This is a genomic window from Streptomyces arenae, from assembly GCF_022343545.1.
Lineage (GTDB): Bacteria > Actinomycetota > Actinomycetes > Streptomycetales > Streptomycetaceae > Streptomyces > Streptomyces humi.
In genome coordinates, this window is record NZ_JAKQYH010000052.1 from 64,914 (window position 1) to 88,542 (window position 23,629).

Here is a 23,629-nt window from a genome sequence, read left to right on the forward strand (position 1 = left end):
ATCTCCGTACCGCTCGTCGGATCACCCAAGAGACGTGAGTGCGCCGCCGTCGAAGAACTTACCCGCGCTGTAGACCATGGGAGGGCGCTCGGCGACTGCGGCGTGCACCACTCGGCAGATGAAGATCGTGTGCGTACGGGCACGGAGCCGCTCGCGGATCTGTACCTCCATCTGCGCACTGCTTCCGGCGATCAGCGGGCTGCCGAACGGGCCGCTCTCCCATTCCAGGTCCTGGAACTTGTCGGCGGCCTTGCTCGCGAACGTACCGACGACGTCGAGTTGGCCGGTGGACAGGATGTTGATCGCGAGGTGGTCCGCCCGGAAGAGACAGTCATGGGTGGAGGAGATGTGCTGGACGCACACCATCACGGTGGGGGGATCGAGCGAGATGCTCGAGAACGCGTTGACGGCCAGCCCCCTGGGGGTCTCCCCGTCCATCGCCGTCACCACCGTGACACCGGTGACGAACTGCCGGTTGACCTGCTTCATCACGTCGATGTCGGGGGCGGGGGTAAGCGCGACCATCAGGGTGCTCCTTGTCATCTCGATCGTCAGTCCTGTCCCACGCTGATGACGCCCAGTGCCACGAGCAGCTCCCGCGGATCCCACGTCACGTGCTCCTCGACCACCCGGTCCCCCTCGAAACGGGCGAACGTGGCCCCGCTGACTTCGACGCGCCGCTTGGTAGCCGGGACGCCGAGGAGCGAATGCAGGTGCGTCCCGCTGCTGTGCCAGCGGATCGCGGCCCTGTCACCTTCGACCACGATCTCGTCGATCGTGGTGGTCAGGTCCGGGAACGCCGCGCGCGTGGAGAGTATCGTCGCTTTGAAGGCGTCGAGGTTCTGCGCGTGCGGGTCCGCACCGTGGCGCAGGTAGGCCGGGCTCAGCAACGAGTCGAGCGCGTCGACATCACCGTGCTCCCATGCCTCGGCCCATACCCTCTCGATGAGTTCTCGACGGGCGTCGGTGCGCGCCATCCCTTCTCCTCTCACAGCGACGTTTCACAGTGACGGCTTCTGAAGTGCGGCGTCCGCCGGCACGAAAAGGCGGACATCCGACCAGCTCTGGCATACAAGAAGCAGTAAGGCACGCCATGAATGTGGCGTCAAGGGCTTGAGGCGGCGAACCACACCCCAGCTCGCAGGTCGTCGAAACATAAAGGTAAAGCGCCATTTACGGCGGCTGCCTGGAGGATCTGGAAGGCATGCGAAGGTCACTCAGGTTGAACCCTTGACCGGTTTGCGGCGGTGCGCCTATCGTCCTCTGCCATGCAAGAGAGCTTGGAACAAACGGACAGGCGTATCGGTCTACGCAAGCTCGTCCTCTATCGCGATGTCGTCTTCACCGAGGCGGGCGAGGCACTCGCGCGGCCCGCGCGGCGGGCCAGCGTCGCCGCGGTCATACGGAATCCCTGGGTGGGCTCCGGTCCCGCGACCGATCTGTCCGCGGAGCAGGCCCGTATCGCACCGGTACTCGCGAAGCTGCTGACCGAACGGCTCATCACTTCCCTGGGCGGCGCGGACGAGATCCAGTCGTTCGGCAAGGCCGCCATCGTCGGCACGGCCGGCGAGATCGAGCACGCCGGGGCGCTCATCCACACCCCGTATTTCGGCAACCTGATGCGCGAGTTCCTCCAGGGCGAGTCGATCATCTGCTTCGCGGACACGCGTGCCGAGGCCGGCGAGTCACTGATCATCCCTCTCTGGCACAAGACCCATGCCGCGACGCGCAGTCACTACCAGACCATCAGCGCCCGGGTCTCCGACGGGCCGCGCGCGGACGAGATCGTCGTCATCGCGGCCGCGTCGACGGGGCCGCGCCCGCATCCCCGGATCGGGGACCGCATGACCGACCCCGTCGTCACCACCGAAACCCTGGAGGTTGTTTCCTCATGAGCGTCCGCAGGATCGTCACCGTCGTCGAGGAGATCCACGCCGAGGGTGGCCGCGAGCTCGCCCGTCCCGCCCGGATCGCCGTCGTCGCGGCGGTGATCGAGAACCCCTGGGCCGGTCAGGGCTTCGTCGAGGATCTGGGCCCCGGCATCGAGGCGAACGCCTCCGACCTCGGCGCGCTGCTGGCCCCGGCCGTCCTGGAGGCCCTCGGTGAACCCGCCGAGGCGTACGGCAAGGCCGCCATCGTCGGCCTGGACGGCGAGATCGAGCACGGCTCGGCGCTGATCCACACCCTCAAGTTCGGCGATCACTTCCGCAAGGCGGCCAATGCCACCACCTTGCTGCCCGCGGTCGAGAAGCGCGGCCCCGCCGGCGTGGTCTTCGACATCCCGCTGAAGCACATCACCGACGCCACGATCCGCTCGCACCACCAGAGCTTCGAGGTCCGCGTCAGCGACGCCCCGCACCCGAACGAGATCGTCATCGCGCTCGCCGCCGCCGCTCAGGGACGCCCCCAGCAGCGCCTGGCGCCGCTCACGAGCGAACAGTAGGTGCTCCATGAGCAAGCCGACCGTGGTCCTGCTGCACGGCGTCGGACTCGACCACACCATGTGGGAGCCCACCGCCGCGCTCCTGGCCGACCGCTTCGCCGTGATCACCCCCGACCTGCCGGGCCACGGCACCCGCCCGCCGGTGAGTGACGGGGTGACCCTCGCCGACCTGGCCGAGGGGGTGGCCGGTGAGATCCCGGCCGGCTCGCACCTGGTCGGATTCTCCCTGGGGGCGCTGGTCGCCCAGTACCTGGCGCTGCACCGGCCCGAGCTGGTGGCCACCCTGACCTCGGTCAGCTCGGTGTGTGCGCGCACGGCCGACGAGCGGGCCTCGGTCCTCGCCCGGCTGCGCACCGCGGAGGCCGACTTCACGGCCAGCGCTGCCGCCTCCCTGAAGCGGTGGTACGACGGTACGGACGTCGACGCCCGCTGGGTGGCCCGCACCGAGGCCACGCTGCTGGCCAATGACGCCGACTCCTTCCTCGCCTGTTACCGCGTGTTCGCCACCGCCGACGCGGAACTCGGGCCCGACCTGGGCGCCATCGCCGTACCCACACTGGCCGTGACGGGTGAGAACGACCCGGGCTCCACTCCCGAGATGACCCGGCGGCTCGCCGCGGCGCTTCCCGGTTGCCGGGCGGTGGTCGTCCCCGGGGCGCGCCACATGCTGCCCGTCGAACGTCCCGAGGCGCTCGTCGACTCCCTCACCACCTTCCTCGGAGAGTGCGCACATGTCTGACCTCACCACGCTGCGGCACTTCATCGGCGGGGAGCCGGTGGAGCCCGCCTCCGGCGAGTACTTCGAGAGCACCAACCCGGCCACCCGCGAGGTCCTCTACCGGGCCGCGCGCGGCGACGCGACCGACGTCGACCGAGCCGTCGCCGCCGCGAAGAACGCCTTCGAGGACCCGCGTTGGCGCGACCTCAGCCAGACGCGGCGCGGCCATCTGTTGCGCCGCCTCGGTGAGCTGATCGCCGAGAACGCGGAGGACCTGGCCCGGATGGAGACCCTGGACAACGGCAAGCTGCTGCGTGAGATGCGCGGACAGCTGGCCGCCCTGCCGGAGTACTACCACTACTACGCGGGGCTCGCCGACAAGATCCACGGCGACTTCATCCCGACCTCCGACCGCCAGGTGCTGAACTACACGGCCCGCGAGCCGCTGGGCGTCGTAGGGGCGATCACGCCCTGGAACTCCCCACTGACGCTGACCAGCAGCAAGCTGGCCCCGGCCCTCTGCGCCGGGAACACGGTCGTGATCAAGCCCTCCGAGTACACCTCGGCGTCCATCGTCCGGCTCGCCGAACTGGCCCTGGAGGCAGGCTTCCCGCCGGGCGCGGTCAACGTCGTCACCGGGTTCGGGGCCGAGGCCGGACAGGCCCTGGTCGACCACCGTGACCTGGCGAAGATCTCCTTCACCGGCTCCACCGCCACCGGGGCCCGGATCGCGGCGGCGACCGCGAGCCGCTTCATCGGCTCCACGCTCGAACTCGGCGGCAAGTCCCCCAACATCGTCTTCGAGGACGCCGACATCCCCAACGCGGCGATGGGCGTCGTGGCCGGCATCTTCGCCGCCGCCGGACAGACCTGCATCGCGGGCAGCCGGGTCTTCGCCCACCGGTCGGTCTACGACGAACTGCTGGAGCGGGTCGCCGAACGCGCCAGGACCATCCGCATCGGCGACCCCCTGGACGCGGGGACCGAACTCGGCCCGCTGGCCTTCGCCGACCAGCGCGACAAGGTCGCCGGCTACGTCGACCTCGGCCGCAGCGAGGGAGCCCGGGTACTGACCGGCGGAAAGGCCACCGACGGCGGGCTCGGCGGCTACTTCTACGAACCCACCATCCTCGTCGACGTCGACAACGACATGCGCGTCGTCCGCGAGGAGATCTTCGGGCCCGTGCTGGCCGTCATGCCGTTCGACACCGAGGAGGAGGTCCTCCGCCTGGCCAACGACACCGACTACGGGCTCGCGGCCGGCGTCTGGACGACGAACCTCGCCCGCGCGCACCGGATGGCGGCGCGGCTGGACGCCGGGACCGTCTGGGTCAACACCTACCGGGCCATGTCGCCCATGTCCCCGCGGCAGGGCTTCAAGACCAGCGGCGTCGGCGTCGAGCACGGCACCGAGACGATCAAGGAATACACCCGCCTCAAGAGCGTGTGGATCAACACCAGCGAAGAGCCGGTCGCCGACCCGTTCACCATGCGCAGCTGATCGGAGCCGACATGCCGCAGGTCGCCATCACCCTCGCCGAGGGCCGCACCCCGGAGCAGATCCGGGCCCTGCTGCACGAAGTGCACGCCGCGGTCCTGCCCACCACGAACACCCGACCCGAACACATCCGTGTCGTCGTCCACGAGGTTCCCAGGTCGCACTGGGCCACCGGCGACGTCACCCTCACCGAGATGGACGCCGCCGCAGCAGGCAAGGAGCAGCCATGAGGTTTTCGTTGTTCGTGCACATGGAGCGCTGGGACGAGGAGGTCAGCCACCGCCAGCTCTTCGAGAATCTCACCGAGCTGACGCTGATGGCCGAGGCCGGCGGGTTCGGCACCGTGTGGATCGGCGAGCACCACTCGATGGAGTACACCATCTCCCCGAGCCCCATCCCGATCCTCGCCCACCTCGCCGCGCAGACCACGACCATCCGGCTCGGCGCCGGGACCATCGTCGCCCCGTTCTGGAACCCGATCCGCGCCGCCGGTGAGTGCGCGCTGCTCGACGTCATCAGCAACGGCCGGATGGAGGTGGGCATCGCCCGGGGCGCCTACCAGTTCGAGTTCGACCGGCTGGCGGGCGGCCTCTCCGCCCGCGAGGGCGGCAAGCACCTGCGCGAACTCGTGCCCGCGGTCCGCGCGTTGTGGCAGGGCGACTACGCCCACGACGGCGAGATATGGCAGTTCCCGACGTCGACCAGCGTGCCCAAGCCGATACAGCAGCCCACCCCGCCCATGTGGATCGCCGCCCGCGACCCCGACTCCCACGACTTCGCCGTCGCCCAGGGCTGCAACGTCATGGTCACCCCGCTGATGAAGGGGGACGAGGAAGTCGTCGACCTGAAGGGGAAGTTCGACACCGCGGTGGCCAACCACCCCGAGGTGGCGCGTCCCGAGCTGATGGTGCTGCGCCACACCCACGTCCACTCACCCGACGAGCCGGAGGGGTGGCGGCCGGCCGCGGAGGCGATCGGCCGGTTCTACCGCACCTTCGACGCCTGGTTCGGCAATCAGACCACCCCTCGCAACGGCTTCCTCGACCCCAGCCCGGAGTCGAAGTTCGAAGGCCGCCCCGAGTTCACGCCGGAGTCGCTGCACCGGACGGCGATGATCGGCACCCCCGACGAAGTCATCGAACGCCTGCGCGCCTACCAGGAACTCGGCGTCGACGAGTACAGCTTCTGGATCGACACCAGCCTGTCCCACGAGGAGAAGCGCAGGTCGCTGGAGCTGTTCATCAAGGAAGTCGTACCGGTGTTCCAGTAGGCCGACACCGGCCGGCGAAGCCGTCGGCCGTGCCCGGCCGGTATCCCGGATGCGGCTGATCGCGCACCCGCCCGGAGACGAAGACCGGTGAGCGGCTCGACGCGCGCGGCCACACCCCCATCACCGGCCGGATCGTCTCCACCCCGCACACGACCTCGGCCCGCTGGTGCACAGCGGCGGAGTGTTCGACACCTCACGGATGGCCTCGGCCATGGTGAGACCCCACAGCCCCCACACCCCACTGAAGCAGTCTCCTTTCCCGTCCCCAGGAGCACGCCATGTCCCACGATGCCTCGGCGCCGGTGTACGGCAGCGCGGTAACGAAGATCGAACCCTTCGGTGTCGAACACATCCCCGACAACGAGCGCCACGGCAAGCCCAGCTCGCAGTTCTTCGTCTGGTTCGCCGCCGGCCTCAACTTCCCGATCATTCTCCTCGGCTTCAGCGCGGCCTGGTTCGGGCTGAGCTTCTCCGCAGCCGTCACCGCCATCGTCATCGGCGCGGCGGTCGGCTCGCTGTTGATGGCCGTGATGTCCCGGATGGGCGTACGGCTCGGGGTGCCCCAGCAGATCCAGGCCCGCGGCCCGCTCGGCTTCTTCGGCAACTTCCTGCCCGTGGCCTACATCAACGTGTTCGCCGGGGTCGGCTGGGCGGCCGTCACGGTCATCCTCGGCGGCAAGGCGTTCGCCGGGCTGACGCATCTGCCGTTCTGGCTCTGCGCGGGCGTGCTCACGGCCGCGGAGCTGGTGGTGTCGATCTACGGCTACAACATGATCAACTACCTCCAGAAGGTGCTCACCTACGTTCTGACCCCGCTGTTCGTGCTGATCACCGTGGTCGCGGTGGTGCGCGGCGGAAGCTTCTTCCACGCCAACCCGCACGCGTCGGGATACATCGGCTCCAGCGGCGGCTGGATCACCTTCGCTGGCTGGTTCCTCTCCTTCCTGGTCGCCTGGGCCCCCTTCGCCTCCGACTACTCCCGCTACCTCCCCGACACCCCCGAGGTCGTCACCCGCACCGCCTGGTACACCGGCCTCGGCAACTTCGTCACCATCTGCTGGCTGGGCATCCTCGGCGTGGTCGTCGGGGGCAGCGCCACCAGCTCCGACTCCATCACCGCCCTGCACCAACTGGCCGGCCCCTTCGCGATCCCCGCGCTGCTCGCCGTCGGCCTGTCCGCCCTCGCGCAGAACTTCCTCAACGTCTACGGCGGCGCGATCTCCGTCCAGACCCTGAAGATCCCGGTCACCCGCTCCCAGGCGGTCACCGTCATCTGCCTGCTCGCCTACGCGATCAGTCTGTGGGGCGAGTCGGGCACGGAGGCGAAGTTCAAGGTGTTCCTGAACCTCACCGCGTACTTCATCGCCCCCTTCGCCGCCGTCCTGCTGCTCGACTTCTACCTCGGCGGCCGCTCCGACCCGTCCCGCGTCGCCGAGCTCTACGACCGGCGCCGGGTACTGGACTGGGGATTCGTCGCCTGGGCCGGAGGGGTCGCCGCCTCGGTCCCGTTCTGGCAGTCCAGCTTCTACACCGGGCCGTTCTCGAAGGCGTACCCGGGCGCGGGCGACCTGAGCATGTTCGTCGCGGCCGGAGCGGGAGCGGTGCTGTACCTGCTGACCTACCGCCTCAAGCCCCTGTGGATCCGCGACGGCGTGGCCGTACCCGCGCCGCAGGCCCAGAACTCGACGGCCGTCACGGGATCCTGACGAACCGTCACCGATCGGGCGGCACCGCTGTGCGGTGCCGCCCGATCGGCGGTCCACCGCCATCACGCCGTGGCTCTCCCTCCGCCATGGTCGTCCCTGCACGGCGTGCGGAGTCGAGGGCGGTGAACCGTCCCGGGTTCGGTAGAGAGCATCAGGCGCACGGCCTCACGCTTGGGTGAGAGGTGCGACCGTAACGGTGGCACTTGAACTCGGGAGGATTCGGGTGCCCGCCCGGGGTCATTCGAACTGTCCGGTCCGTCCGTCGGTTCCGGTCCGTCGACATCGGACGTCTCCGCGGGGAGCGCCTTTCGGCGGTGCCGCAGCGCTGCGAGCGGATTGCGAGAGCGAAGTGGTTGCCGGGGATCCGCGGTCGGAGGGGCCGAGGCATCACATGGGTAGAGGAGGCGGCGGCCGAACTCTGATCGGGTCCTACCGGTCCACACCGCACACCGCGTTCGAGGCCACCGCGTACACCCTGTCCAAGGACGAGGGCGGCCGGCACACCCCGTTCTTCAACACCTACCGCCCGCAGTTCTACTTCCAGCACCACCGGCGTCGTGACCCTCAAGGAGAGCACGGAGACGGTCATGCCGGGCGACAACGCCGAGATGTCCGTGTCCCTCATCCAGCTCGTCGCCACGGAGGAAGGGCTGCACCACACCATCCGCGAAGGCGGCCGCACCGGCGCGGTTCTCGGGGTGGGGGCGGTGCGCGCGAGCCCGACGGCGCCCGGCAGTTGTGTGTCAGGCGGATCTGTGGCGGGCGCCGCCCTCGACATGGATCGTCTCGCCGGAGACGAAACCCGCACGCAGGAGCCACATCACCGTGTCGACGACGTCACCGCTCTCACCGTGCCGTCCGACGAACGTCCCGGCCGCGCTTCTGCTCAACAAGCCGGTCTTGTCGTCACCGAGGCGGTCCCAGGTGCCCGAGTCGACGACACCGGGCGAGACGGCATTGACCCGCACCGGCGCCAGATCCGCCGCCAGGTGGCGCACGGCGTACTCGACCGCACCGTTCGTGACCCCCTTGACCAGTGATCCGGGCCCAGGACGCCAGCCGACGACACCGGAGAACAGCGTCATCGACCCGGTCGGCCGCAGTACGGGCGCGAAGTGCTTCGCGACCAGCATCGGGCCGATCACCTTCGCCATGAACGCGGCCACCAACCTGTCGCGTTCCAACTCGGTCGCGCGAACGTCGTGCGGCGCCGAACCCGTCGTCACGATGTGGTCGACTCCGTCCCTCAGCCGTTCCGCCACGGCCGCGAGCGTCGACTCGTCCTGCAGGTCGACCCGCACCGCGGTGCCGCCGATCTCGCGCGCCAGCACGCCGGCCGCGGTCACATCGCGAGCACCGACGACGACGTCGTACCCGTCCTGCGCCGCACGCCTCGCGACGGCCGCACCGAGCGCCCGGGCACCGCCGATCACCAGGATCCGCTCCACGCGTCTCACTCCCTCTCGTAGGATCGGGAACGACGGTATGGATTTAATACCGGTATCTTCAACGGAACTGGGAGCAGCGATGGGCAAGGCCTACGACGTGATGGCGGCGACCTGCCCGAGCCGCACGGTGCTGCACCGTATCGGCGCCCGCTGGACCGTTTTCGTCGTCAACGCCCTCGACGACGGACCCCGCCGCTTCACCGAACTGAAGGCGCGGATCCAGGGCATCACCCCGAAGGTCCTGACCGAAACCCTCCGCTCCCTGGAGGCCGACGGTCTGATCAGCCGCCACGAGTACGACGAGAACCCGCCCCGCGTCGAGTACGCCCTGACACCGCTGGGCCGCTCACTGCTCGTCCCGCTCCGCGCCGTACGACTCTGGGCCGAAGAACATGTCCCGGACATCGAGGCGGCCCGAGCCCGCCGGCCGGAGCTCTGACACCGCGTCGAGGAGGCGGGAGGCAGGGCCCGCGCCTGTTTGCGCGACCTGCCTGTTCACCCCGACCACCTCGGCAGCCCAGGTCCTCGCGGCGGCGTCGGCGGCGGGAGCGCTCGGTGGCGTTGGGTTGGTCAAGCGCGGTCGTGGAGCGTGACGTGGTAGCCGTCGGGGTCGGCGAAGGTGAAGGTCCGGCCGAAGGGGCCGTCGATCGGTGCGGAGACGATGGTGTGGCCGTCGGCGACGAGCGCGTCGTGGATGGCCTGGACGTCGGTGGCGTGGAGCCAGATCGCGGCACCGATACCGGGCCGGGCGGCGGATGCCAGGTCGGTGCCGGGAATGACGTCGCGAAGTGCGAAGGCGATCGGCTTCGTCTCGAAGACGACGGCGTGCGGAGGTCCGGCCGGCGAGCGGACGAGGCCCAGGTACTGCTCGTAGAACGCCTGTGAGGCGTCGAGGTCGCGCACTTGGAGCGAGATGAAGTCGGGGCCGGTGGCGGGCATGGTGACGCTCCTTCTTTCGTGTCAGTTTTCTGACATGCGGGAACCTATGTCAGAATGCTGACATGGGTCAAGAAGGTGTCGGCGTCGACTTGGAGACGTCACTGGGCTACCTGCTCAAAGAAGCGTCGAGCGCTCTCCGTGCGGCCATGGAGGAAGTGCTGCGGCCGCTCGGGATGAGCGTGACGCACTACTCCTGTCTCGAACTGCTGGCGCAACGACCGGGCTTGTCGAACTCCGAGCTCGCGCGGGGCGCGTTCGTGACACGGCAGACGATGAACGTACTGCTCCAGGCTCTGGAACGAGACGGCTACGTGATCAGGCCCGCGGAGGCACCCGTCGGGAAGGCGCTTCCCGCGCGGCTCACGCCTCGCGGCCGGCGAAGTCTTGAGAAGGCGAGCGCAGCCGTCCGGTCCGTCGAGGCCAGAATGCTGACCGGCCTGACCGAGACCGAGCAGTCAGGCGCGTTCCGGATCCTGCAGAGCATGGTCTCTTCCCTGCGCGGTGACGACGAAGGTGCATAACCCGTTGCGCGGCACACGTCTCGTCGGCCTCGGATAAAGCCACCGGTGCGGCCCTCGTTGGACACGGTGAGTCGGGCGAGGGCGTCGCGGACCGGGAGGGGAACGGTCTCGCCGGGCGCGTGCCGCACGGGCAGGTGCCCGGTGGCCGCGGGGGTGGCGTGGGCGCGAACGCTTCGACGCCACCGGCCGCCTCCATGACACCATGCCCCTCGTCGCGAGCCTCAGGGACCGCGCCAAGGGACTCGCCACCGCCGGCGACCCCTTCGCCGCCGGAACCGACGGCGTCCAGGACCACGCCATCGACCGCTACATCGCCTGCCTGGAGAAGAACCTCGACCGAGCAAGCTGACCCGCAGGGCACAGGCGATCCCATGGGCCGCCAACCTGCAAGCCGGTGAGAACGTCGGGCTGCTGCCGCGCGGCTGCAAGCGCGAGGACATCCAGCGTGGCCGGTGCATCATCAAGTCCGGCTCGGTCACACCGCACACCGCACCCCCCGCACACCGCGTTCGAGGCCACCGCGTACATCCTGTCCAAGGACGGGGGCGGCCGGCACACCCCGTTCTTCAACACCTACCGCCCGCAGTTCGGTGGCAGGAGGAACCCGGCAACACCATGCCCCCGGCGACCACACCCGCTGAGCACAAGCCCGCCAGGCGCCGCTTGACCTTACCGCTGGCGGCAGGGTTGAACGATGACCGGCATGGACAGCAGCACCGCACCCCAGACCAGCACGATCGTCGCCGTCACCGGGGCCGGCACCGGGATCGGCCGGGCCACCGCCCGCGCCTTCGCCGCCGAGGGCGCCCACGTTCTCGCTGTCGGCCGACGGGCCGAACCGCTCAACGAGACGGCCGCCGGGCACGACCGAATCACCCCGCTGGCTGCCGACATCACCGCCGACGGCGGGCCCGAGCTGATCGTCCGGACCGCGCTGGAGATGCACGGCCGGCTGGACGTGCTGGTCAACAATGCCGGCATCGTGCACAGCGGTGCCCTCGGCACGCTCACGCCGGGGATGGTCGTGCCGCAGATCGCCACCAACCTGATCGCACCCGTCCTGCTGGCCCAGGCCGCGCTGCCGTCGCTGGAGAAGTCCGGCGGAGTGATCGTCAACGTGAGTACGTCGGTGGGGCAGCGGGCCTGGCCGGGCAGCTCTGTCTACGCGGCGACCAAGACCGCGCTGGAGATGCTGACCCGCAGTTGGGCGGTCGAGCTGGCACCTCGCGGGATCCGAGTGGTGGCGGTCGCGCCCGGCGCGATCGACACCCCGATCGGTGAGCACCAGGGACTGACGCCTGAACGGATGGCCGCAGTACGGGAGTGGCAGCTGGCACACACCCCGCTGGGCCGGATCGGCCGGCCGGAGGAAGTGGCCTGGGCGATCACCCAACTTGCCGCACCAGCCGCGTCGTTCATCACCGGGGTAGTACTCCCCGTCGACGGCGGGGCGGTCGTGGCGTGATAGGAGTTGCACCCGGGAGGGTGGAGCGGGTGCGGATCGGTGAGCTGGCCAAGGCGACCGGGGCGACCGCCCGTGCGCTGCGGCACTACGAGCAGGCGGGGTTGGTCTTCTCGGAGCGGGCCCCCAATGGTTACCGCGTCTATGACGAGCGGGCGGTGGTGCGGGTCCGCAACATCCGCTACCTCCTGGCCGCCGGGCTCACCCTGGACGACGTGCGGGTGTTCCTGCCGTGTCTGGACGGAGACGTGACCACGGCGCCGCCGTCCGACAAGGGCATCCGGGTCGCAGTGGAGCGACTTGCGGTCCTCGACGAACGCATCGCCGCCCAGACCGCGGTCCGGGACCGCCTCCAGGCCGCACTGCGCCAGGCAGACAGTGACCGAATCCGGCCAGTGGCCTGACCGCCCGCCTCACTGTCTCGTCCGCCGGATCCAGGACCTGGAGCGCCGGAACCAGGCTCTGGCCAGAGATTTCGCCGAGGCCCACGCCTGTGCTGAAAGGCTCGCCGGACAACGTGAGGAAGCGGTGGAGACCATCGGATTGCGCGCCTTGCGCTTCGTAAGGCGATGCGAGCCGTGCCGTGCGGCTGCCGGTCCGCCCACGGTGAACAAGGCGGAGCAGCAGCATCGGTCCCACCAGGGTCAGTAGGCGCGTGCCACGACGGCGACGTTGCCAGGCTGGTCGTCGCTCTCGGGAACGGAGCCGTCTGCGGCGACCAGGCACCGCACGGTGACGCCCTGTTCGGCGAGCTTCGCCTCACCCTCCACGCCTAGCGTGTCCCAGGCAATGCGTGCCCAGCCGGTGCTCGCCGCCTCCGCGGCCTCCTCGACCGTGGTCACTTCGGCGGTGTGGTCGTTGCGACGCTGACGGGACTGCGCCAGCAGAAGCGCCTGGTCGTCCTCCAGTGCTTTGGGCAGGATCTCGGACAGTGCCCCGATCGGCGTCGGCTCCTTGCTTCCCGCTACGCGGCGGACCAGCACGGCCGTGCCGTTCTCCACGTCACGTGGTCCGACCTCGATGCGTACGGGCACCCCCTTGAGCTCCCAGTCGACCGCGCGGCGGCCGAACGGCGTGTCGGTGCGGTCGTCGACGTGTACGCGGATACCAGCCGCCTTCAGCCGGTCACCGATCCCGCGGACCGTGTCCAGGACCTCGGCGTCGCCCTTGACGGCCACGATGACCACCTGAACCGGGGCCAGACGCGGCGGGACGCGAAGGCCGTCGTCGTCGCCGTGCATCATCACCAGTGCGCCGACCATCCGGGTCGTGGAACCCCACGACGTCTGCCAGACGTACTCCTCACGGCCGTCCTTCGACAGGTAGCGCGTCTCGAACGCCTTGGCGAAGTTCTGGCCCAGTTCGTGGCTTGTGGCCAGCTGGAGGGCTTTGCCGTCGCCCATCATGCCTTCCAGGGTGAGCGTGTTGATCGCGCCGGCGAACCGCTCCCTGACCGTCTTGCGACCCGGCACGACATCCATGGCGAGGACGTTCTCCAAGAAGTCGGCGTACACCTTCTGGTGGATGTGTGCGGCGTAGTCCCGGGCGTCCTCGTAGGTGGCGTGTGCCGTGTGGCCTTCCTGCCACAGGAATTCCGTCGTACGAAGGAACACGCGCGGCCTCAGCTCCCAGCGGACCACGTTCGCCCACTGGTTGATCAACAGCGGAAGGTCGCGGTAGCTCTGCACCCACTTGGAGAAGTAGTCGTTGACGATCGTTTCAGACGTGGGGCGGACGACGACGGGCTCTTCCAGCTCCTTGCCGCCGCCATGAGTGACTACGGCCAGTTCGGGCGCGAAGCCCTCGACGTGCTCGGCCTCCTTCGTCAGGTACGACTGCGGGATGAAGAGCGGAAAGTACGCGTTCTGCGCGCCGGCCGCCTTGATACGGGCGTCCACCTCCTGCTGCATCCGCTCCCACATGCCGTAGCCGTACGGTCGGATGACCATGGTGCCGCGTACCGGCCCGTTGTCGGCCAGTTCGGCCTTGCTGACCAGGTCCTGGTACCAGCGGGGGAAGTCGTCCGCCTGGGGTGTGAGAACGGGTGCCTTTGCCATGACGCGCAGAGTAGGACGCGGCCCCACCAAGGCGCGAACCGATTACTTCCCACACGTCAGGACGCCGGCCGGTCCAGTGCGTCACCGATGGCCTCGGCTGTCACTTGAGCTTCCGGCACGGAGTTCCGCTCGGAGTCCTCGTCAGAGCATGTCGCGAACGGGGTCGTGCGTGCCGAAGGCGCGGATGCTGTCCTCCTTGATGAGGGGGCAGAAAACGGCTTTCTGATCCTGTTGGGCGGCAATCTCGTTGGCCAGGCTGCCGTGGAGCCCGCCGGCGCTCTGGGCGAGGACGCCACCTCCGGGTCCGGCCCGGGTGCAGCCGAGAGAACATCGCCAGGAGCCGTCTGGTTGTCCCTGGTGGCGTGAGAGTCACTGTCGTGAGTGGGGGAGCAGGTGTCCGACCGGCTGCTCCAGGCGTCCCCGGCGCAGGGGGACGCAGTCGGACGGGAAGTCCTGGACGATTTCGGCGTCGAGTTCGCGTAGGCCGGCGAGGAACCGGGGCAGCTGGTCCATCGCTGTGGTGGGCAGGTCGTGGAGCACGACGAGGCTCCAGTCCCGGGTGACGACGTCCGACAGGCAGCGCTCGGTCCAGCCGTCGGGGTCCTCCCAGTCGTGCGGCACGCTGTTCCACAGGACGGTGGTGTAGGCGTTCTGTTGTAGGTGGGTCCACGTGTCGCCGAACTGCACGGTGTGGGTCAGCGTGTGGTTGCCGATCCAGTGTCCCTCGGCCTGCGCGCGCTCCGCCACGGCACGGTTGTGCGGCCGCTTCAGGTTCTCTCCGACCACGAAGAACGTGCAGCGCAGGTCGTGTTGGGCGAGAACGTCCAGGACGTGTGCCGTGACCGGCGCGGTGGGGCCGTTGTCGAAGGTCAGCGTGACTTTCACGGGGCGGCTCCGGTGCCGGTGGCGGTTTGGGGGTCAACGCGGGCCCCGGGGAGCGGGCGGTGTTGCAGTCCGGCAAGGATCAGATCCGCGACGACGTCGGCGTGCTCGGCGACGGCCTGCGGGTCGAGCGGGTCGCCGGGGCCGATCCGGCGGGCCAGGCCGATCAGGCTGAAGGGAGCGCTGGCGCCGTGCGCGACAAGGAAATGCAGGGTGCGTCGCGGCACCGGAGCGATGACTCCCTCGTCCATCAGCCGCTGGAGTGGGGCCGCCACAATTTCGAGCATCGGCTCGATGTGGCGCTCGTAGAGATGGTCGAGACGGGGTGTGTCCGTGACGCCCTCGACGGTGAGCAACCGCAGGATCTCGGGGCGGTGGGCGTGGACGTGGATGAAGCGCCGGACGGTGCGGCGGAACTGCTCCAGCGGCCCTCCGGAGGTGTCGTCGGCTTCGGGCAGCAGCTCTGCGGCGATGCCGCCGAACGCCCAGTCGACCGTGGCGTACCAGAGCTGTTCCTTTGATCCGAAGCGCTGGTGGATGAGGTTGTGGCTGACGCCGAGCTGCCGGTTCAGGGCGGCCACGGACGCGCCGTCGTACCCCTTGTCGGCGAACATCCGCAGGGCACCGCCCAGGATCTCGTCGAGGGTCGCGGGTGCCAGTTCCGCCGGGGGGCGACCGGCTCGGGAGGTCGGGGAGCTCATGGAGACAGACTACCGGGATGTTGACGCTCATCAACTTTAAGTTGATACTCGTCAACATCGGCCCAAAGTTGATGCAGATCAACATCAGTGGGCGGCAACGGAGCCGCCGCGGAGGAGGTCCAGGTGAAGCGCGAAGAACACGTGGTGGGCGAGACGTTCGCCTACCGGTTCGCCCCCGAAGCCGGCCAGAGCGATGCCGGCCAGACCGATGCCGACTGGCGAGAAGCCGACCACGTGCTGCTCGTGCAGCACGGAATCGGCGGCCACGGAGGGATCTACGACACCTTCAGCGCCCACTACGCGGCGCTCGGAGCCCGAGGTGTGGTGCATGGACGCTCCCAGTCACGGCCGCTCCCGCACCATCCGGCCGGCCGGGCGATTCACCCTGGAGGAGTGGGTGGCGGCAGCCATCGAGCTCGGTGAGCACATCGAGGCGCAGACGGGACTTCCGGTCTTCATCAAGGGCTCGTCCCTGGGAGCGGCGGCGGCCTACTGTGCCTACGCGAACTCGGACACGTTCGCCGGAGCCGTGCTGATGGGATTCGCGATCCCCTCCTCACCGCTGATCCCCGCCGACAACCCGTTCCGCAGCCCGGCGTACGAGCAGATGATCGCCCAGTTCGGCGACGCGCTGCAGTTCGACATCGGCCGCTTCTACGACTTCGACACCGACTACGGCTACAGAGGCGCGGAGCGGCAGAAGCGCGCGGATCCGCTGAACACCTGGTCCTACGACCTCGCGGCACTCGGCTCGCTGATGCGCTACGAGCCGGACGTCCCCCTGGCGTCCAACACCAAGCCCATCCTGTTCACCGTGGGGGAAAAGGACCCGGTCTTCACGCCCGAGGTCGCCCGCATGGTCGTCGACGCCGCCTCCGGGCCCGTCGAGCTGTACGTCCATCCCGAGGGCGTCCACCAGCTGATGCTCTTCCACACTGCCGACTACGCCCGCGTCGTCAGCGACTGGTGCCGTAAGCACCTGCCCGTCCAGGCCGTACCCGCCACCTGATCACGTGACCGACAGGAGTGACCGTCAATGACCGTCCACCCGCGCGGAGTCAACCACCTCGCGATCGCCACCCGTGACATCAAGGCCCAGATCGAATTCTTCACGGACGTCCTGGGCTGCCAGCTCAAGGCGCTGTACTGGATGCACGGCACCGAAGGTGCCTGGCACGGCTTCCTGGAGCTCAACCCGGCCTCCTACATCGCCTTCGTCCACCACCCCGACAACCCCGAAAAGCCCGAGTACGGCCTCACCCACGCCGGCACCCCGATCGGGGCCGTCACCGCCGGGGCCATGCAGCACGTCGCCCTCCACCTGGACGGCCTCGACGAGTTGCTCATCCTGCGCGACCGCATCCGCAGCCACGGCATCATGGTCCTCGGCCCGGTCGACCACGGCTTCTGCCAGTCGATCTACTTCGGCGGCCCCGAAGGACTCGTCCTCGAACTCACCACCGGCGAGGCGATCGACGACCGGGCATGGATCGACCCGGAAGTCGTCGCGCTGCTCGGCATCGAAGACGCCGAACTCGCCCGCTACCGCAACCCGGCCGACTACCAGCGCCCCGCCGAGGCCCAACCGCAGCCCGCTCTGGACCGCGCCAAGCCGCACCTGAACTTCTCTGACGACATCTACGAGGTGCTCGCCACCGCCTCCGACGACGACGTCCGCGCGATGCTCAGCGACACCGAACCGCCGGTCAAGGTGCGTGACTGAGCAACCGGCCGAGGTGCACGACTGAGCAAACGGGCCAAGGCATCGGACCGATCCGACGCCACCACCGAAGTCACCGAAGGGCCCCGGCCGCGCGCGCCGTGGGCCCTTCCACCGGAAACGCTGAAGGGCCGCCCCATGAAACTCGCCAACCTCGACGGCCGGGCCGCCGTCCTCACCGCGCAGGGCGCCGTCGACGTCGAGTCGGCGTCCGACGGCCGCTTCCCGTCCCACCCCGACGCCGCCCTACGACACCTCGCCGAGATCAGGGACTGGGTCGGCGCCGCCGGTCCCCGGGCCGACCCGGCCTCTGCCCTCGCCGCCCTGGAAGCGGACCCCTCCCGGCTGGGCCCACCCGTCACAGCCCCCGGTCAGATCTTCGCCGTAGGCCTGAACTACCTCGACCACAGCACCGAGACCGGACTGGTCGTGCCCGACGCCCCGCTCGTCTTCACCAAGTTCCCCTCCTCCCTCGCCGGCCCCGGCGACGACATCCCGCTGCCCACCCCCACCTGCGACTGGGAGATCGAACTCGTCCTGGTCGTCGCAGAAGGCGGCCGAGACATCCCCCCGTCCAAGGCCCTCGACCACATCGCGGGATTCTGCGTCGGCCAGGACATCTCCGAACGGGCCGCCCAGATGGCGGGCGCCACCCCGCAGTTCAGCCTCGCCAAGAGCCACCGAGCCTTCATACCCATCGGGCCCTGGCTCACCACGCCGGACGAACTCGACGGCCCACACGACCTCCGCCTGACCTGCACCCTCGACGGCGAAACCGTCCAGTCAGGACACACCCGCGACATGATCTTCGACATCCCCGCGCTGATCAGCCATCTCTCCGGCGTCTGCGAACTACGCCCGGCCGACCTCATCTTCACCGGCACCCCGGCAGGAGCCGGCTTCTCCCGCACCCCGGCCCGCTACCTGACCCCGGGCAGCGTGCTGCGCTCCACCATCGACGGCCTCGGCACGCTCGCCAACACCTGCGTATAACGGCCACCAACCGGAGCGGCGCAAGGGCGCGCCGGGTACGTTCCTCCCGTCGTACGCCTGCGAGTTGGCCCCGCGCAGTCGTTGCTACCGTGCAGGTCATGATCGAACGCCGCTTCTCCCCGAACGAAGTCATCGTCCGCCGCGAGATCCTCGACGGACGGGAGTGGATGGTCTACCCGGTCCGCGTGGTCGAGGACACAGGGGACCTCCTCGCCGTGTATCTGGCGCAGGGCACGCCCCTCACCTTCGGCGGTGGGGAGTTCCGCTGGGGGCCGCATCCCTGGACGGAGTTCGAGCCGTACTGGGCGTCGGAGGGTGTGCTGCAGCTGACGCGGCCCGGCGACGGGTACTCCGTGTGGGCACGGTACGAGGGCGGCGGGTTCAGCGGCTGGTACGTCAACTTCCAGGAGCCGATGCGCCGTACGGACCGCGGCTTCGACACCCTCGACCAGGAGCTGGACCTGCTGTTGCCGGGCGACGGCTCGCCGTACCGCTGGAAGGACGAGGACCACTTCGAGGAGCGTCGGCGGTCCGGCGGCTTCCCCGAGGAGGAGGCCGCGGCGGTGAGGTCCGCCGCCGCATCGGTGGTGGAACTCGTGGAGCGGGGCGCCGGCTGGTGGGCGGCATGGCGTGACTGGCGGGCGCCGGGGGAGTGGCAGGTGCCCGAGGCGGTGCCGCTGTCGGACGTGGACGGTCACAGGGCCTCTGCGTAGAGGGTGCGCAGATAGGCCGGGTCGGCCGTGGCACCGGCCGGGTCGTTGCCCAGGTTGCCGCTCACCCCGGCCACGAGCGTGTCCAGGTCCGCCTCGGTGACGCCCCAGTCGCGCAGGCGTGCGGTGAGCCCGGCGGCCTCTCGGAGCCGTTCGACGCCCTCGTGGACCGAGTCGGTGCCCAGGACGTCGGCGAGCTCGCCGAAGGGCTCGGGGGCGAGGGACTCGGTGTGGCGGAGCCAGGCCGGGTAGAGGACGGCGAGGCCTCGGCCGTGGGAGATGCCGAGGCCCGGCAGTGAGCCCATGGCCTGTTGCAGGCGGTGCGGCAGGCAGGTGCTCGCGGTGGCCACGTTCACCCCGCCGAGCAGTGCGGCCCGGGCGAGCGCCGAACGGTGGGCGGGGTCCGTGGCGCCGGCCAGCGCGGCGGGCAGATGGGCGGTGATCAGGCCGATCGCCTGCCGGGCGAGGTCCCGGCTCGCCGGGGTGGCCGCCACTGCCACGGAACCCTCCACCGCGTGTGCGAAGGCGTCGAAGGCCGTCTCCGCGAGCACCTCGGGCGGCACCGAGGCGAGCAGACCGGGATCGACGACCGCGACCCGCGGGAACAGTGCCTCGCCGCGGATGCCCGAGCGGAACCGCCGCACGGTGTCGGTGACGATGGCTCCCTTGGTCACCTCGGACCCGCTCCCGGCGGTCGTGGGGACGGCGACCAGCGGGAGCACCGGGGCGGCGGGGTCCAGGGTGACGCCGATGACCTCCCGCACGCTGCCCTCCAGAGCGACCGCGACAGCGACCGCCTTGGCGGCGTCGAGCGCACTCCCGCCACCGAGCCCCACGACGACATCCGTGCCGTCCGCCCTGGCGAGCGCGGCGGCCTCGTCGACCTCGTCGGAGCGCGGGTTGGCCGAGACCCGGTCGTACACCGTGGCGCCGACCCCGGCGGCGGCCAGTGAGGCCAGCACCCGGTCCAGATGACCGTGGCGGCGGGCCGCCGTGCGCCCGGTGACCACGAGGGCCCGGCTGCCGTGCTCGCGCACCAGTTCACCTGCGCGCTCCACGGTGCCCTCGCCGAACACCACCCGAGTGGGGACGTCGTACGCCGGCTCGTGGAGTGTGTCGGAGGTGGTCATGCCGTTCTCCTTGAGGATTCGGTACGGGAACGCAGCGCGTCGAGGACCGAGGTGGTGCCCTCGACGAGGAACTGGAGGGCGGAGCCGCCACCGGTGGAGGCCGGGCCCCGCCACGGCAGTTCCGTCGTGGTGTCCCCGCCGAGCAGCAGGGCGTCGGCCGGGAGGGCACGCAGGATGGCTTCGGAGGCGTGCGTGTACCCGTCGAGATGGCGCGAGGGAGTGCCGGCGAGCAGGACGCGTTGTGCGCCGGACAGCCCGGTCAGTGCCCAGGGCTCCACGGCGAAGTCCACGACGGCGTGGCCGCGCGGCACCCCGTCGGCGATCCGCACGGGGCGGGCCGGTTCGGTGCCGACCTGGTCGGCGGGCACGGTGAACACGGTGGTGGGCACGTGGACGCGCGTGCGGCCGGGCGCGTCCAGGGCGGCCCGGGCCGCCCGCAGACAGGCCTCGGGCCGCTCCCCGAGCTCGGAGGCGCCCACGTCGTGGCCGAGCGCGCGCAGCACCGTGTTCAGGACGACCCCGGCGGGCACCACCAGGTCCAGCCGGCCCACCATTTCGGCGAAACCCACCAGCGTCTTCTCAGGCTTGCGCCCTCCCAGGACGGCCGCCCCGCCCGGACCCGCCGCCCAGGGAGCCAGGAACCGCACCTCCGCCGCGAGAGAGCCGGCCGCCCAGCCCGGCAGATGGTCGAGCAGCCCGGTGTTGGAGGCATGCGCGCGATGCGCCTTGGAGAAACCGCCCACGGCCACGTAGTCACCCAACTCGGCGAAAGTCCGGGCTAGTTCGGGATCTCCGCGCTCCTCCCCGGCGTGCAGCCGGGTGTTGCCGAACAGCACGATCTCCCCGTCCCGTATCCGCCGGGCGGCCCGCACCGCACCCGGGGAGGCGTTCTCCGGGTGATAGCGCACCGGCCGCTCCAGCACCCGGCTCAAGTACGCGGCGACGTGCGGCAGATGACCGGCCGTGCCGTCCCGGTGGCTGCCCTGGTGGGACAGCAGCGCCACCCGGGCCCCGGCGTCGGACAGCCGGGCCAGGTCCGCTGCCTCGCTGTCGATCCGGGCCGTCGCCGCTCCGGACAGCGCGGGCGGCACGTTGAACCCGGCGGAGAAGACCCACCGTTCGCCACGGGCCAGCGGCCGTGCGGCGAGCAGGGGTACCCCGGCGAGCGGGTCAGAGGCCATAGCCGCGCAGTCCCTCCGTCTCGGGCAGCCCGAGCGCAAGGTTGAGGTTCTGTACGGCCGAACCAGCCGCCCCCTTCACGAGGTTGTCGCTCACGGCCACCACCCGGGCGATCCCGAGCCGCGCGTCGTAGTCGAGCCCGACGTGGACGAAGTTGGAGCCGGCGACGGCGGCCAGGTGCGGAAAGCGGCCGTAGTCCTTGTCGGTCAAACCACCCAGCGCCGGCTGGTCGTTGACCCGCACGAAGAACTCCCCGGCCGCCCCCTCGCCGTAGCGCTCCCGGTAGCGCGCGAGCAGTGACTCTCGGGTCAGGCCGTCGCGCAGCTCAGGTCTGATCCGCACGCTGGCCTGGATGTGGATGCCGCGCGCGAAGTCCCCGTGCGCGGTGCTGAGATCGACCGCGACCGGTTCCCCGGCCAACTCGCCGAACTGGTGCTCCAGTTCGGGCGCGTGCCGGTGGCCCGCCAGGTTGTACGGCAGCAGCGAGCCGACCACCTCGGCGTGCTGGATGTCGGTGCGCGGGCTCACGCCCGCGCCGGTGGTGCCGTTGACGGCGGCGATGTGCAGCGGGGCGTCCGGCAGGGCGAGGCCCGAGCCGACGAGCGGAGCCAGGCCGAGCAGCGCGGTGATGGCGTAGCAGCCGGGGTTGGCGATCAGCCGGGCCGTGCGGATGCGCTCGCGGTACAGCTCGCTGACCCCGTAGACGGCCTCGGCGAGCAGCTCGGGCGCGGTGTGCTCACGGGCGTGCGCCGCCCGGTAGCGCTCCGGATCCGGGAACCGGAAGTCGGCGCTCAGGTCGATGACCCGGGTCCCGGCGGCCAGCAGGAGCGGCGCGAGCCGCATGGCCTCGCCGGAAGGCGTGCACAGCAGCACCGCGTCGAACCGCGCCGCCGAGGCCACCACCTCCTCCACCGGCACGAACTCCAGCCCGCTGCCCAGCAGATTGGGATGCACCCGCTCGAACGGCTCCTTGGTACGCGACGTCGGCACGATCTCCGTCACCGCAGGATGGTTCAGCAGCAGCCGGCACGCCTCCCCGCCGGTGTGCCCGGAGCCCCCGACCACGGCCACGCGGATGCCTCGCGAAGGACTCGAAACGAGGGAGGTCACACCGACCACCCGCTTCCCGAATCGGCCGGATCCGTCGTCACATGCAGCATGATCTTCCCCGTCGGTGTGTCGGCCCGGTCCATCAGCCGCAGCGCGTCGGCCGCCCGCGCGAGCGGGAAGTGATGGGTGACCAGCGGCAGCGGATCGAGACCGCCGTCCGTGAGCCAGCCGATCACCTCGGCGAAGTCCCGAGGAGTGGAGAGCGCGGAGGCACGGACCGTGATCTCCCGTCCGACCAGCGCGTTGAGGTCGACCGGCGGCCGGTCCTCGAAGTAGCTCACGATCACGATCTCGCCGCCGGACCGCACCGCCCGCACCGCCTGATCCAGTACGCCCGGATAGCCCGCCGCGACCACGACCGTGTCGGCCGGACGGCCGCCCAGGGCGGACAGCGCCCGCTCCACCGGATCCCCGTCCGCCGCGTCGACATACCCGTCGGCACCCGCCGCCCGCGCCAACTCCCCCTTGCGGACCCCGAGATCGACGCACACCACCGGCCCGTGCCCCAGCCTGCGGGCCGCCACCGCACAGGCCAGCCCGACCGTGCCGGACCCCAGCACCAGCACACTCCCGCCCTCGCGGGCGGTGCGCACGGCGTGCAGACCGATGGAAAGCGGCTCCACGAGCGCCCCGGCCACCGGATGGGTGCCCGGAGCCAGCCGGTGCGCCATGTTGGGGCGCAGCACCACCTGCTCCGCGAAGGAGCCGGCCCAGCCGAGATGGCTGAGGTTGAGCTTGCGGCCGCACAGGTGCACGGCCCCGCTCCGGCACGCCTCGCAGTCGTCGCAGTGCGAGAAGGCGGCCGAGCAGACCAGGTCACCGACCGCGAACCCCCGTACCCCCGCGCCGACTTCCTCCACCACCCCGGAGAACTCGTGCCCCAGGACCGCCGGTGCCGTCTTGTAGGGGTGCGTGCCCCGGTAGGCGGCCAGGTCCGACCCGCAGATCCCGGTCGCGGCGACCCGCACCAGCAACTCCCCTTGGTCCGCGCGGAGTCGGGGCACCCGGCGGCGCTCGAGGCGGCGGACTCCGGTGAGCACGACCGCCGAGCCGGGGGACCCTGCGGCGGGGCTCGAGACGGACTCGATCACCACGGTTGTACGACCCTCCCCAAGCCCGCTGCTCGTACGACCCTCCCCAAG

General features: G+C 70.2%; 28 protein-coding genes and 2 pseudogenes. 18 read left to right on the forward strand and 12 right to left on the reverse strand.

What is annotated here, in order from left to right:
* Positions 1-21 precede the first annotated feature (21 nt).
* Both MB828_RS22725 and MB828_RS22730 read right to left on the reverse strand, forming a co-directional pair.
* On the reverse strand, positions 22-525 hold the full coding sequence (locus MB828_RS22725; protein ID WP_301649814.1) for a flavin reductase family protein: 504 nt from the start codon (positions 523-525) through the stop codon (positions 22-24).
* Positions 526-551: 26 nt separating this feature from the next.
* Positions 552-977: an ester cyclase gene (locus MB828_RS22730; RefSeq protein WP_301649815.1), complete on the reverse strand. Its 426-nt coding sequence runs from the start codon at positions 975-977 to the stop codon at positions 552-554.
* A gap of 291 nt (positions 978-1,268) precedes the next feature.
* On the opposite strand from MB828_RS22730, the gene MB828_RS22735 reads away from it, so the two are divergent.
* The 8 genes and pseudogenes from MB828_RS22735 to MB828_RS22770 all read left to right on the forward strand — a co-directional run.
* A complete protein-coding gene (locus MB828_RS22735) occupies positions 1,269-1,895 on the forward strand; it encodes an amino acid synthesis family protein (protein WP_301649816.1) in 627 nt (208 codons plus the stop codon).
* The gene (locus MB828_RS22740; protein ID WP_301649817.1) at positions 1,892-2,443 is read left to right on the forward strand and encodes an amino acid synthesis family protein; all 552 of its coding nucleotides are present in this window, start codon (positions 1,892-1,894) and stop codon (positions 2,441-2,443) included. Before MB828_RS22735 ends, MB828_RS22740 begins: the two co-directional genes overlap by 4 nt.
* Before the next feature lie 7 nt (positions 2,444-2,450).
* Positions 2,451-3,182, forward strand: a complete 732-nt coding sequence (locus MB828_RS22745) for an alpha/beta fold hydrolase (RefSeq protein WP_301649818.1) — start codon at positions 2,451-2,453, stop codon at positions 3,180-3,182.
* Entirely contained in the window at positions 3,175-4,662 is a 1,488-nt protein-coding gene (locus MB828_RS22750) for an aldehyde dehydrogenase (protein ID WP_301649819.1), read from the forward strand. The genes MB828_RS22745 and MB828_RS22750 overlap by 8 nt, the downstream gene beginning before the upstream one ends.
* 11 nt (positions 4,663-4,673) lie before the next feature.
* Positions 4,674-4,889: a tautomerase family protein gene (locus MB828_RS22755; RefSeq protein WP_301649820.1), complete on the forward strand. Its 216-nt coding sequence runs from the start codon at positions 4,674-4,676 to the stop codon at positions 4,887-4,889.
* Entirely contained in the window at positions 4,886-5,929 is a 1,044-nt protein-coding gene (locus tag MB828_RS22760) for an LLM class flavin-dependent oxidoreductase (RefSeq protein ID WP_301649821.1), read from the forward strand. The genes MB828_RS22755 and MB828_RS22760 overlap by 4 nt, the downstream gene beginning before the upstream one ends.
* A gap of 278 nt (positions 5,930-6,207) precedes the next feature.
* Complete coding sequence (locus MB828_RS22765) at positions 6,208-7,635, forward strand: purine-cytosine permease family protein (RefSeq protein ID WP_301649822.1); 1,428 nt, start codon at positions 6,208-6,210, stop codon at positions 7,633-7,635.
* Between the two features lie 409 nt (positions 7,636-8,044).
* A pseudogene (locus tag MB828_RS22770) lies at positions 8,045-8,345 on the forward strand (elongation factor Tu); the annotation flags it as partial.
* A 33-nt stretch (positions 8,346-8,378) separates the two neighbouring features.
* On the opposite strand, the gene MB828_RS22775 reads toward MB828_RS22770, so the two are convergent.
* Positions 8,379-9,083 (reverse strand): SDR family oxidoreductase, encoded by a 705-nt coding sequence (locus tag MB828_RS22775; RefSeq protein WP_301649823.1) that lies wholly within the window; start codon positions 9,081-9,083, stop codon positions 8,379-8,381.
* A 79-nt stretch (positions 9,084-9,162) separates the two neighbouring features.
* Here MB828_RS22775 and MB828_RS22780 point away from each other — a divergent pair, with 79 nt between their 5' ends.
* On the forward strand, positions 9,163-9,522 hold the full coding sequence (locus tag MB828_RS22780) for a winged helix-turn-helix transcriptional regulator (RefSeq protein WP_133024345.1): 360 nt from the start codon (positions 9,163-9,165) through the stop codon (positions 9,520-9,522).
* A 131-nt stretch (positions 9,523-9,653) separates the two neighbouring features.
* On the opposite strand, the gene MB828_RS22785 is transcribed toward MB828_RS22780, so the two are convergent.
* Positions 9,654-10,022: a VOC family protein gene (locus MB828_RS22785; RefSeq protein WP_301649824.1), complete on the reverse strand. Its 369-nt coding sequence runs from the start codon at positions 10,020-10,022 to the stop codon at positions 9,654-9,656.
* Between the two features lie 62 nt (positions 10,023-10,084).
* On the opposite strand from MB828_RS22785, the gene MB828_RS22790 reads away from it, so the two are divergent.
* The 5 genes and pseudogenes from MB828_RS22790 (at position 10,085) to MB828_RS22810 (ending at position 12,409) form a co-directional block, all read left to right on the forward strand.
* Entirely contained in the window at positions 10,085-10,543 is a 459-nt protein-coding gene (locus MB828_RS22790; protein ID WP_301649825.1) for a MarR family winged helix-turn-helix transcriptional regulator, read from the forward strand.
* A gap of 202 nt (positions 10,544-10,745) precedes the next feature.
* Positions 10,746-10,892, forward strand: a complete 147-nt coding sequence (locus MB828_RS22795) for a hypothetical protein (RefSeq protein WP_301649826.1) — start codon at positions 10,746-10,748, stop codon at positions 10,890-10,892.
* 38 nt (positions 10,893-10,930) lie between these two features.
* Positions 10,931-11,210 (forward strand): annotated as a pseudogene (locus tag MB828_RS22800) (elongation factor Tu); the annotation flags it as partial.
* A 27-nt stretch (positions 11,211-11,237) separates the two neighbouring features.
* Positions 11,238-12,008: an SDR family NAD(P)-dependent oxidoreductase gene (locus MB828_RS22805; RefSeq protein WP_301649827.1), complete on the forward strand. Its 771-nt coding sequence runs from the start codon at positions 11,238-11,240 to the stop codon at positions 12,006-12,008.
* A 29-nt stretch (positions 12,009-12,037) separates the two neighbouring features.
* Complete coding sequence (locus tag MB828_RS22810; protein WP_301649828.1) at positions 12,038-12,409, forward strand: MerR family transcriptional regulator; 372 nt, start codon at positions 12,038-12,040, stop codon at positions 12,407-12,409.
* A 240-nt stretch (positions 12,410-12,649) separates the two neighbouring features.
* Here MB828_RS22810 and proS read toward each other — a convergent pair whose 3' ends face one another.
* The 4 genes from proS to MB828_RS22830 form a co-directional block, all read right to left on the reverse strand.
* Positions 12,650-14,062 carry a proline--tRNA ligase gene (proS, locus tag MB828_RS22815; RefSeq protein ID WP_301649829.1) on the reverse strand — a complete coding sequence of 471 codons (1,413 nt, stop codon included), beginning with the start codon at positions 14,060-14,062 and terminating at the stop codon, positions 12,650-12,652.
* 369 nt (positions 14,063-14,431) lie between these two features.
* Positions 14,432-14,947 carry a polysaccharide deacetylase family protein gene (locus tag MB828_RS22820; protein ID WP_301649830.1) on the reverse strand — a complete coding sequence of 172 codons (516 nt, stop codon included), beginning with the start codon at positions 14,945-14,947 and terminating at the stop codon, positions 14,432-14,434.
* A complete protein-coding gene (locus MB828_RS22825) occupies positions 14,944-15,645 on the reverse strand; it encodes a TetR/AcrR family transcriptional regulator (RefSeq protein WP_301649831.1) in 702 nt (233 codons plus the stop codon). Before MB828_RS22825 ends, MB828_RS22820 begins: the two co-directional genes overlap by 4 nt.
* 84 nt (positions 15,646-15,729) lie before the next feature.
* Positions 15,730-15,912, reverse strand: a complete 183-nt coding sequence (locus MB828_RS22830; RefSeq protein ID WP_301649832.1) for a hypothetical protein — start codon at positions 15,910-15,912, stop codon at positions 15,730-15,732.
* Between the two features lie 61 nt (positions 15,913-15,973).
* Here MB828_RS22830 and MB828_RS22835 point away from each other — a divergent pair, with 61 nt between their 5' ends.
* From MB828_RS22835 to MB828_RS22850, 4 genes are all read left to right on the forward strand, one after another.
* A complete protein-coding gene (locus MB828_RS22835) occupies positions 15,974-16,654 on the forward strand; it encodes a serine aminopeptidase domain-containing protein (protein WP_301649833.1) in 681 nt (226 codons plus the stop codon).
* Between the two features lie 27 nt (positions 16,655-16,681).
* Positions 16,682-17,368: a VOC family protein gene (locus MB828_RS22840; RefSeq protein WP_301649834.1), complete on the forward strand. Its 687-nt coding sequence runs from the start codon at positions 16,682-16,684 to the stop codon at positions 17,366-17,368.
* Between the two features lie 135 nt (positions 17,369-17,503).
* Positions 17,504-18,358, forward strand: coding sequence for a fumarylacetoacetate hydrolase family protein (locus MB828_RS22845; RefSeq protein ID WP_301649835.1), 855 nt, complete (start codon positions 17,504-17,506; stop codon positions 18,356-18,358).
* A 98-nt stretch (positions 18,359-18,456) separates the two neighbouring features.
* Positions 18,457-19,071 (forward strand): DUF402 domain-containing protein, encoded by a 615-nt coding sequence (locus MB828_RS22850; RefSeq protein WP_301649836.1) that lies wholly within the window; start codon positions 18,457-18,459, stop codon positions 19,069-19,071.
* Here MB828_RS22850 and MB828_RS22855 read toward each other — a convergent pair.
* The 4 genes from MB828_RS22855 to MB828_RS22870 are packed head-to-tail and all read right to left on the reverse strand — an operon-like array spanning position 19,053 to position 23,581.
* The gene (locus MB828_RS22855; protein ID WP_301649837.1) at positions 19,053-20,198 is read right to left on the reverse strand and encodes an iron-containing alcohol dehydrogenase; all 1,146 of its coding nucleotides are present in this window, start codon (positions 20,196-20,198) and stop codon (positions 19,053-19,055) included. The two genes, MB828_RS22850 and MB828_RS22855, sit on opposite strands and share 19 nt — an antisense overlap.
* Positions 20,195-21,379 carry a phosphoglycerate kinase gene (pgk, locus tag MB828_RS22860; protein ID WP_301649838.1) on the reverse strand — a complete coding sequence of 395 codons (1,185 nt, stop codon included), beginning with the start codon at positions 21,377-21,379 and terminating at the stop codon, positions 20,195-20,197. Before pgk ends, MB828_RS22855 begins: the two co-directional genes overlap by 4 nt.
* Entirely contained in the window at positions 21,369-22,448 is a 1,080-nt protein-coding gene (gene argC / locus MB828_RS22865; RefSeq protein ID WP_301649839.1) for an N-acetyl-gamma-glutamyl-phosphate reductase, read from the reverse strand. Before argC ends, pgk begins: the two co-directional genes overlap by 11 nt.
* A gap of 35 nt (positions 22,449-22,483) precedes the next feature.
* Positions 22,484-23,581: a zinc-dependent alcohol dehydrogenase gene (locus MB828_RS22870; RefSeq protein WP_301649840.1), complete on the reverse strand. Its 1,098-nt coding sequence runs from the start codon at positions 23,579-23,581 to the stop codon at positions 22,484-22,486.
* Between the last annotated feature and the right edge of the window lie 48 nt (positions 23,582-23,629).

Excerpts from the sequence above, each read along its gene's own strand:
- MB828_RS22840 (WP_301649834.1), top strand. The coding sequence starts at position 16,682 with ATGACCGTCCACCCGCGCGGAGTCAACCACCTCGCGATCGCCACCCGT.
- MB828_RS22845 (WP_301649835.1), top strand. The coding sequence starts at position 17,504 with ATGAAACTCGCCAACCTCGACGGCCGGGCCGCCGTCCTCACCGCGCAG.
- MB828_RS22850 (WP_301649836.1), top strand. The coding sequence starts at position 18,457 with ATGATCGAACGCCGCTTCTCCCCGAACGAAGTCATCGTCCGCCGCGAG.
- MB828_RS22755 (WP_301649820.1), top strand. The coding sequence starts at position 4,674 with ATGCCGCAGGTCGCCATCACCCTCGCCGAGGGCCGCACCCCGGAGCAG.
- MB828_RS22760 (WP_301649821.1), top strand. The coding sequence starts at position 4,886 with ATGAGGTTTTCGTTGTTCGTGCACATGGAGCGCTGGGACGAGGAGGTC.
- MB828_RS22725 (WP_301649814.1), bottom strand. The coding sequence starts at position 525 with ATGGTCGCGCTTACCCCCGCCCCCGACATCGACGTGATGAAGCAGGTC.
- MB828_RS22750 (WP_301649819.1), top strand. The coding sequence starts at position 3,175 with ATGTCTGACCTCACCACGCTGCGGCACTTCATCGGCGGGGAGCCGGTG.
- MB828_RS22780 (WP_133024345.1), top strand. The coding sequence starts at position 9,163 with ATGGGCAAGGCCTACGACGTGATGGCGGCGACCTGCCCGAGCCGCACG.
- MB828_RS22745 (WP_301649818.1), top strand. The coding sequence starts at position 2,451 with ATGAGCAAGCCGACCGTGGTCCTGCTGCACGGCGTCGGACTCGACCAC.
- MB828_RS22790 (WP_301649825.1), top strand. The coding sequence starts at position 10,085 with ATGGGTCAAGAAGGTGTCGGCGTCGACTTGGAGACGTCACTGGGCTAC.
- MB828_RS22825 (WP_301649831.1), bottom strand. The coding sequence starts at position 15,645 with ATGAGCTCCCCGACCTCCCGAGCCGGTCGCCCCCCGGCGGAACTGGCA.
- MB828_RS22765 (WP_301649822.1), top strand. The coding sequence starts at position 6,208 with ATGTCCCACGATGCCTCGGCGCCGGTGTACGGCAGCGCGGTAACGAAG.
- MB828_RS22785 (WP_301649824.1), bottom strand. The coding sequence starts at position 10,022 with ATGCCCGCCACCGGCCCCGACTTCATCTCGCTCCAAGTGCGCGACCTC.
- MB828_RS22795 (WP_301649826.1), top strand. The coding sequence starts at position 10,746 with ATGCCCCTCGTCGCGAGCCTCAGGGACCGCGCCAAGGGACTCGCCACC.
- MB828_RS22805 (WP_301649827.1), top strand. The coding sequence starts at position 11,238 with ATGACCGGCATGGACAGCAGCACCGCACCCCAGACCAGCACGATCGTC.
- MB828_RS22740 (WP_301649817.1), top strand. The coding sequence starts at position 1,892 with ATGAGCGTCCGCAGGATCGTCACCGTCGTCGAGGAGATCCACGCCGAG.
- pgk (WP_301649838.1), bottom strand. The coding sequence starts at position 21,379 with ATGGCCTCTGACCCGCTCGCCGGGGTACCCCTGCTCGCCGCACGGCCG.
- proS (WP_301649829.1), bottom strand. The coding sequence starts at position 14,062 with ATGGCAAAGGCACCCGTTCTCACACCCCAGGCGGACGACTTCCCCCGC.
- MB828_RS22730 (WP_301649815.1), bottom strand. The coding sequence starts at position 977 with ATGGCGCGCACCGACGCCCGTCGAGAACTCATCGAGAGGGTATGGGCC.
- MB828_RS22735 (WP_301649816.1), top strand. The coding sequence starts at position 1,269 with ATGCAAGAGAGCTTGGAACAAACGGACAGGCGTATCGGTCTACGCAAG.
- MB828_RS22855 (WP_301649837.1), bottom strand. The coding sequence starts at position 20,198 with ATGACCACCTCCGACACACTCCACGAGCCGGCGTACGACGTCCCCACT.
- MB828_RS22835 (WP_301649833.1), top strand. The coding sequence starts at position 15,974 with ATGGACGCTCCCAGTCACGGCCGCTCCCGCACCATCCGGCCGGCCGGG.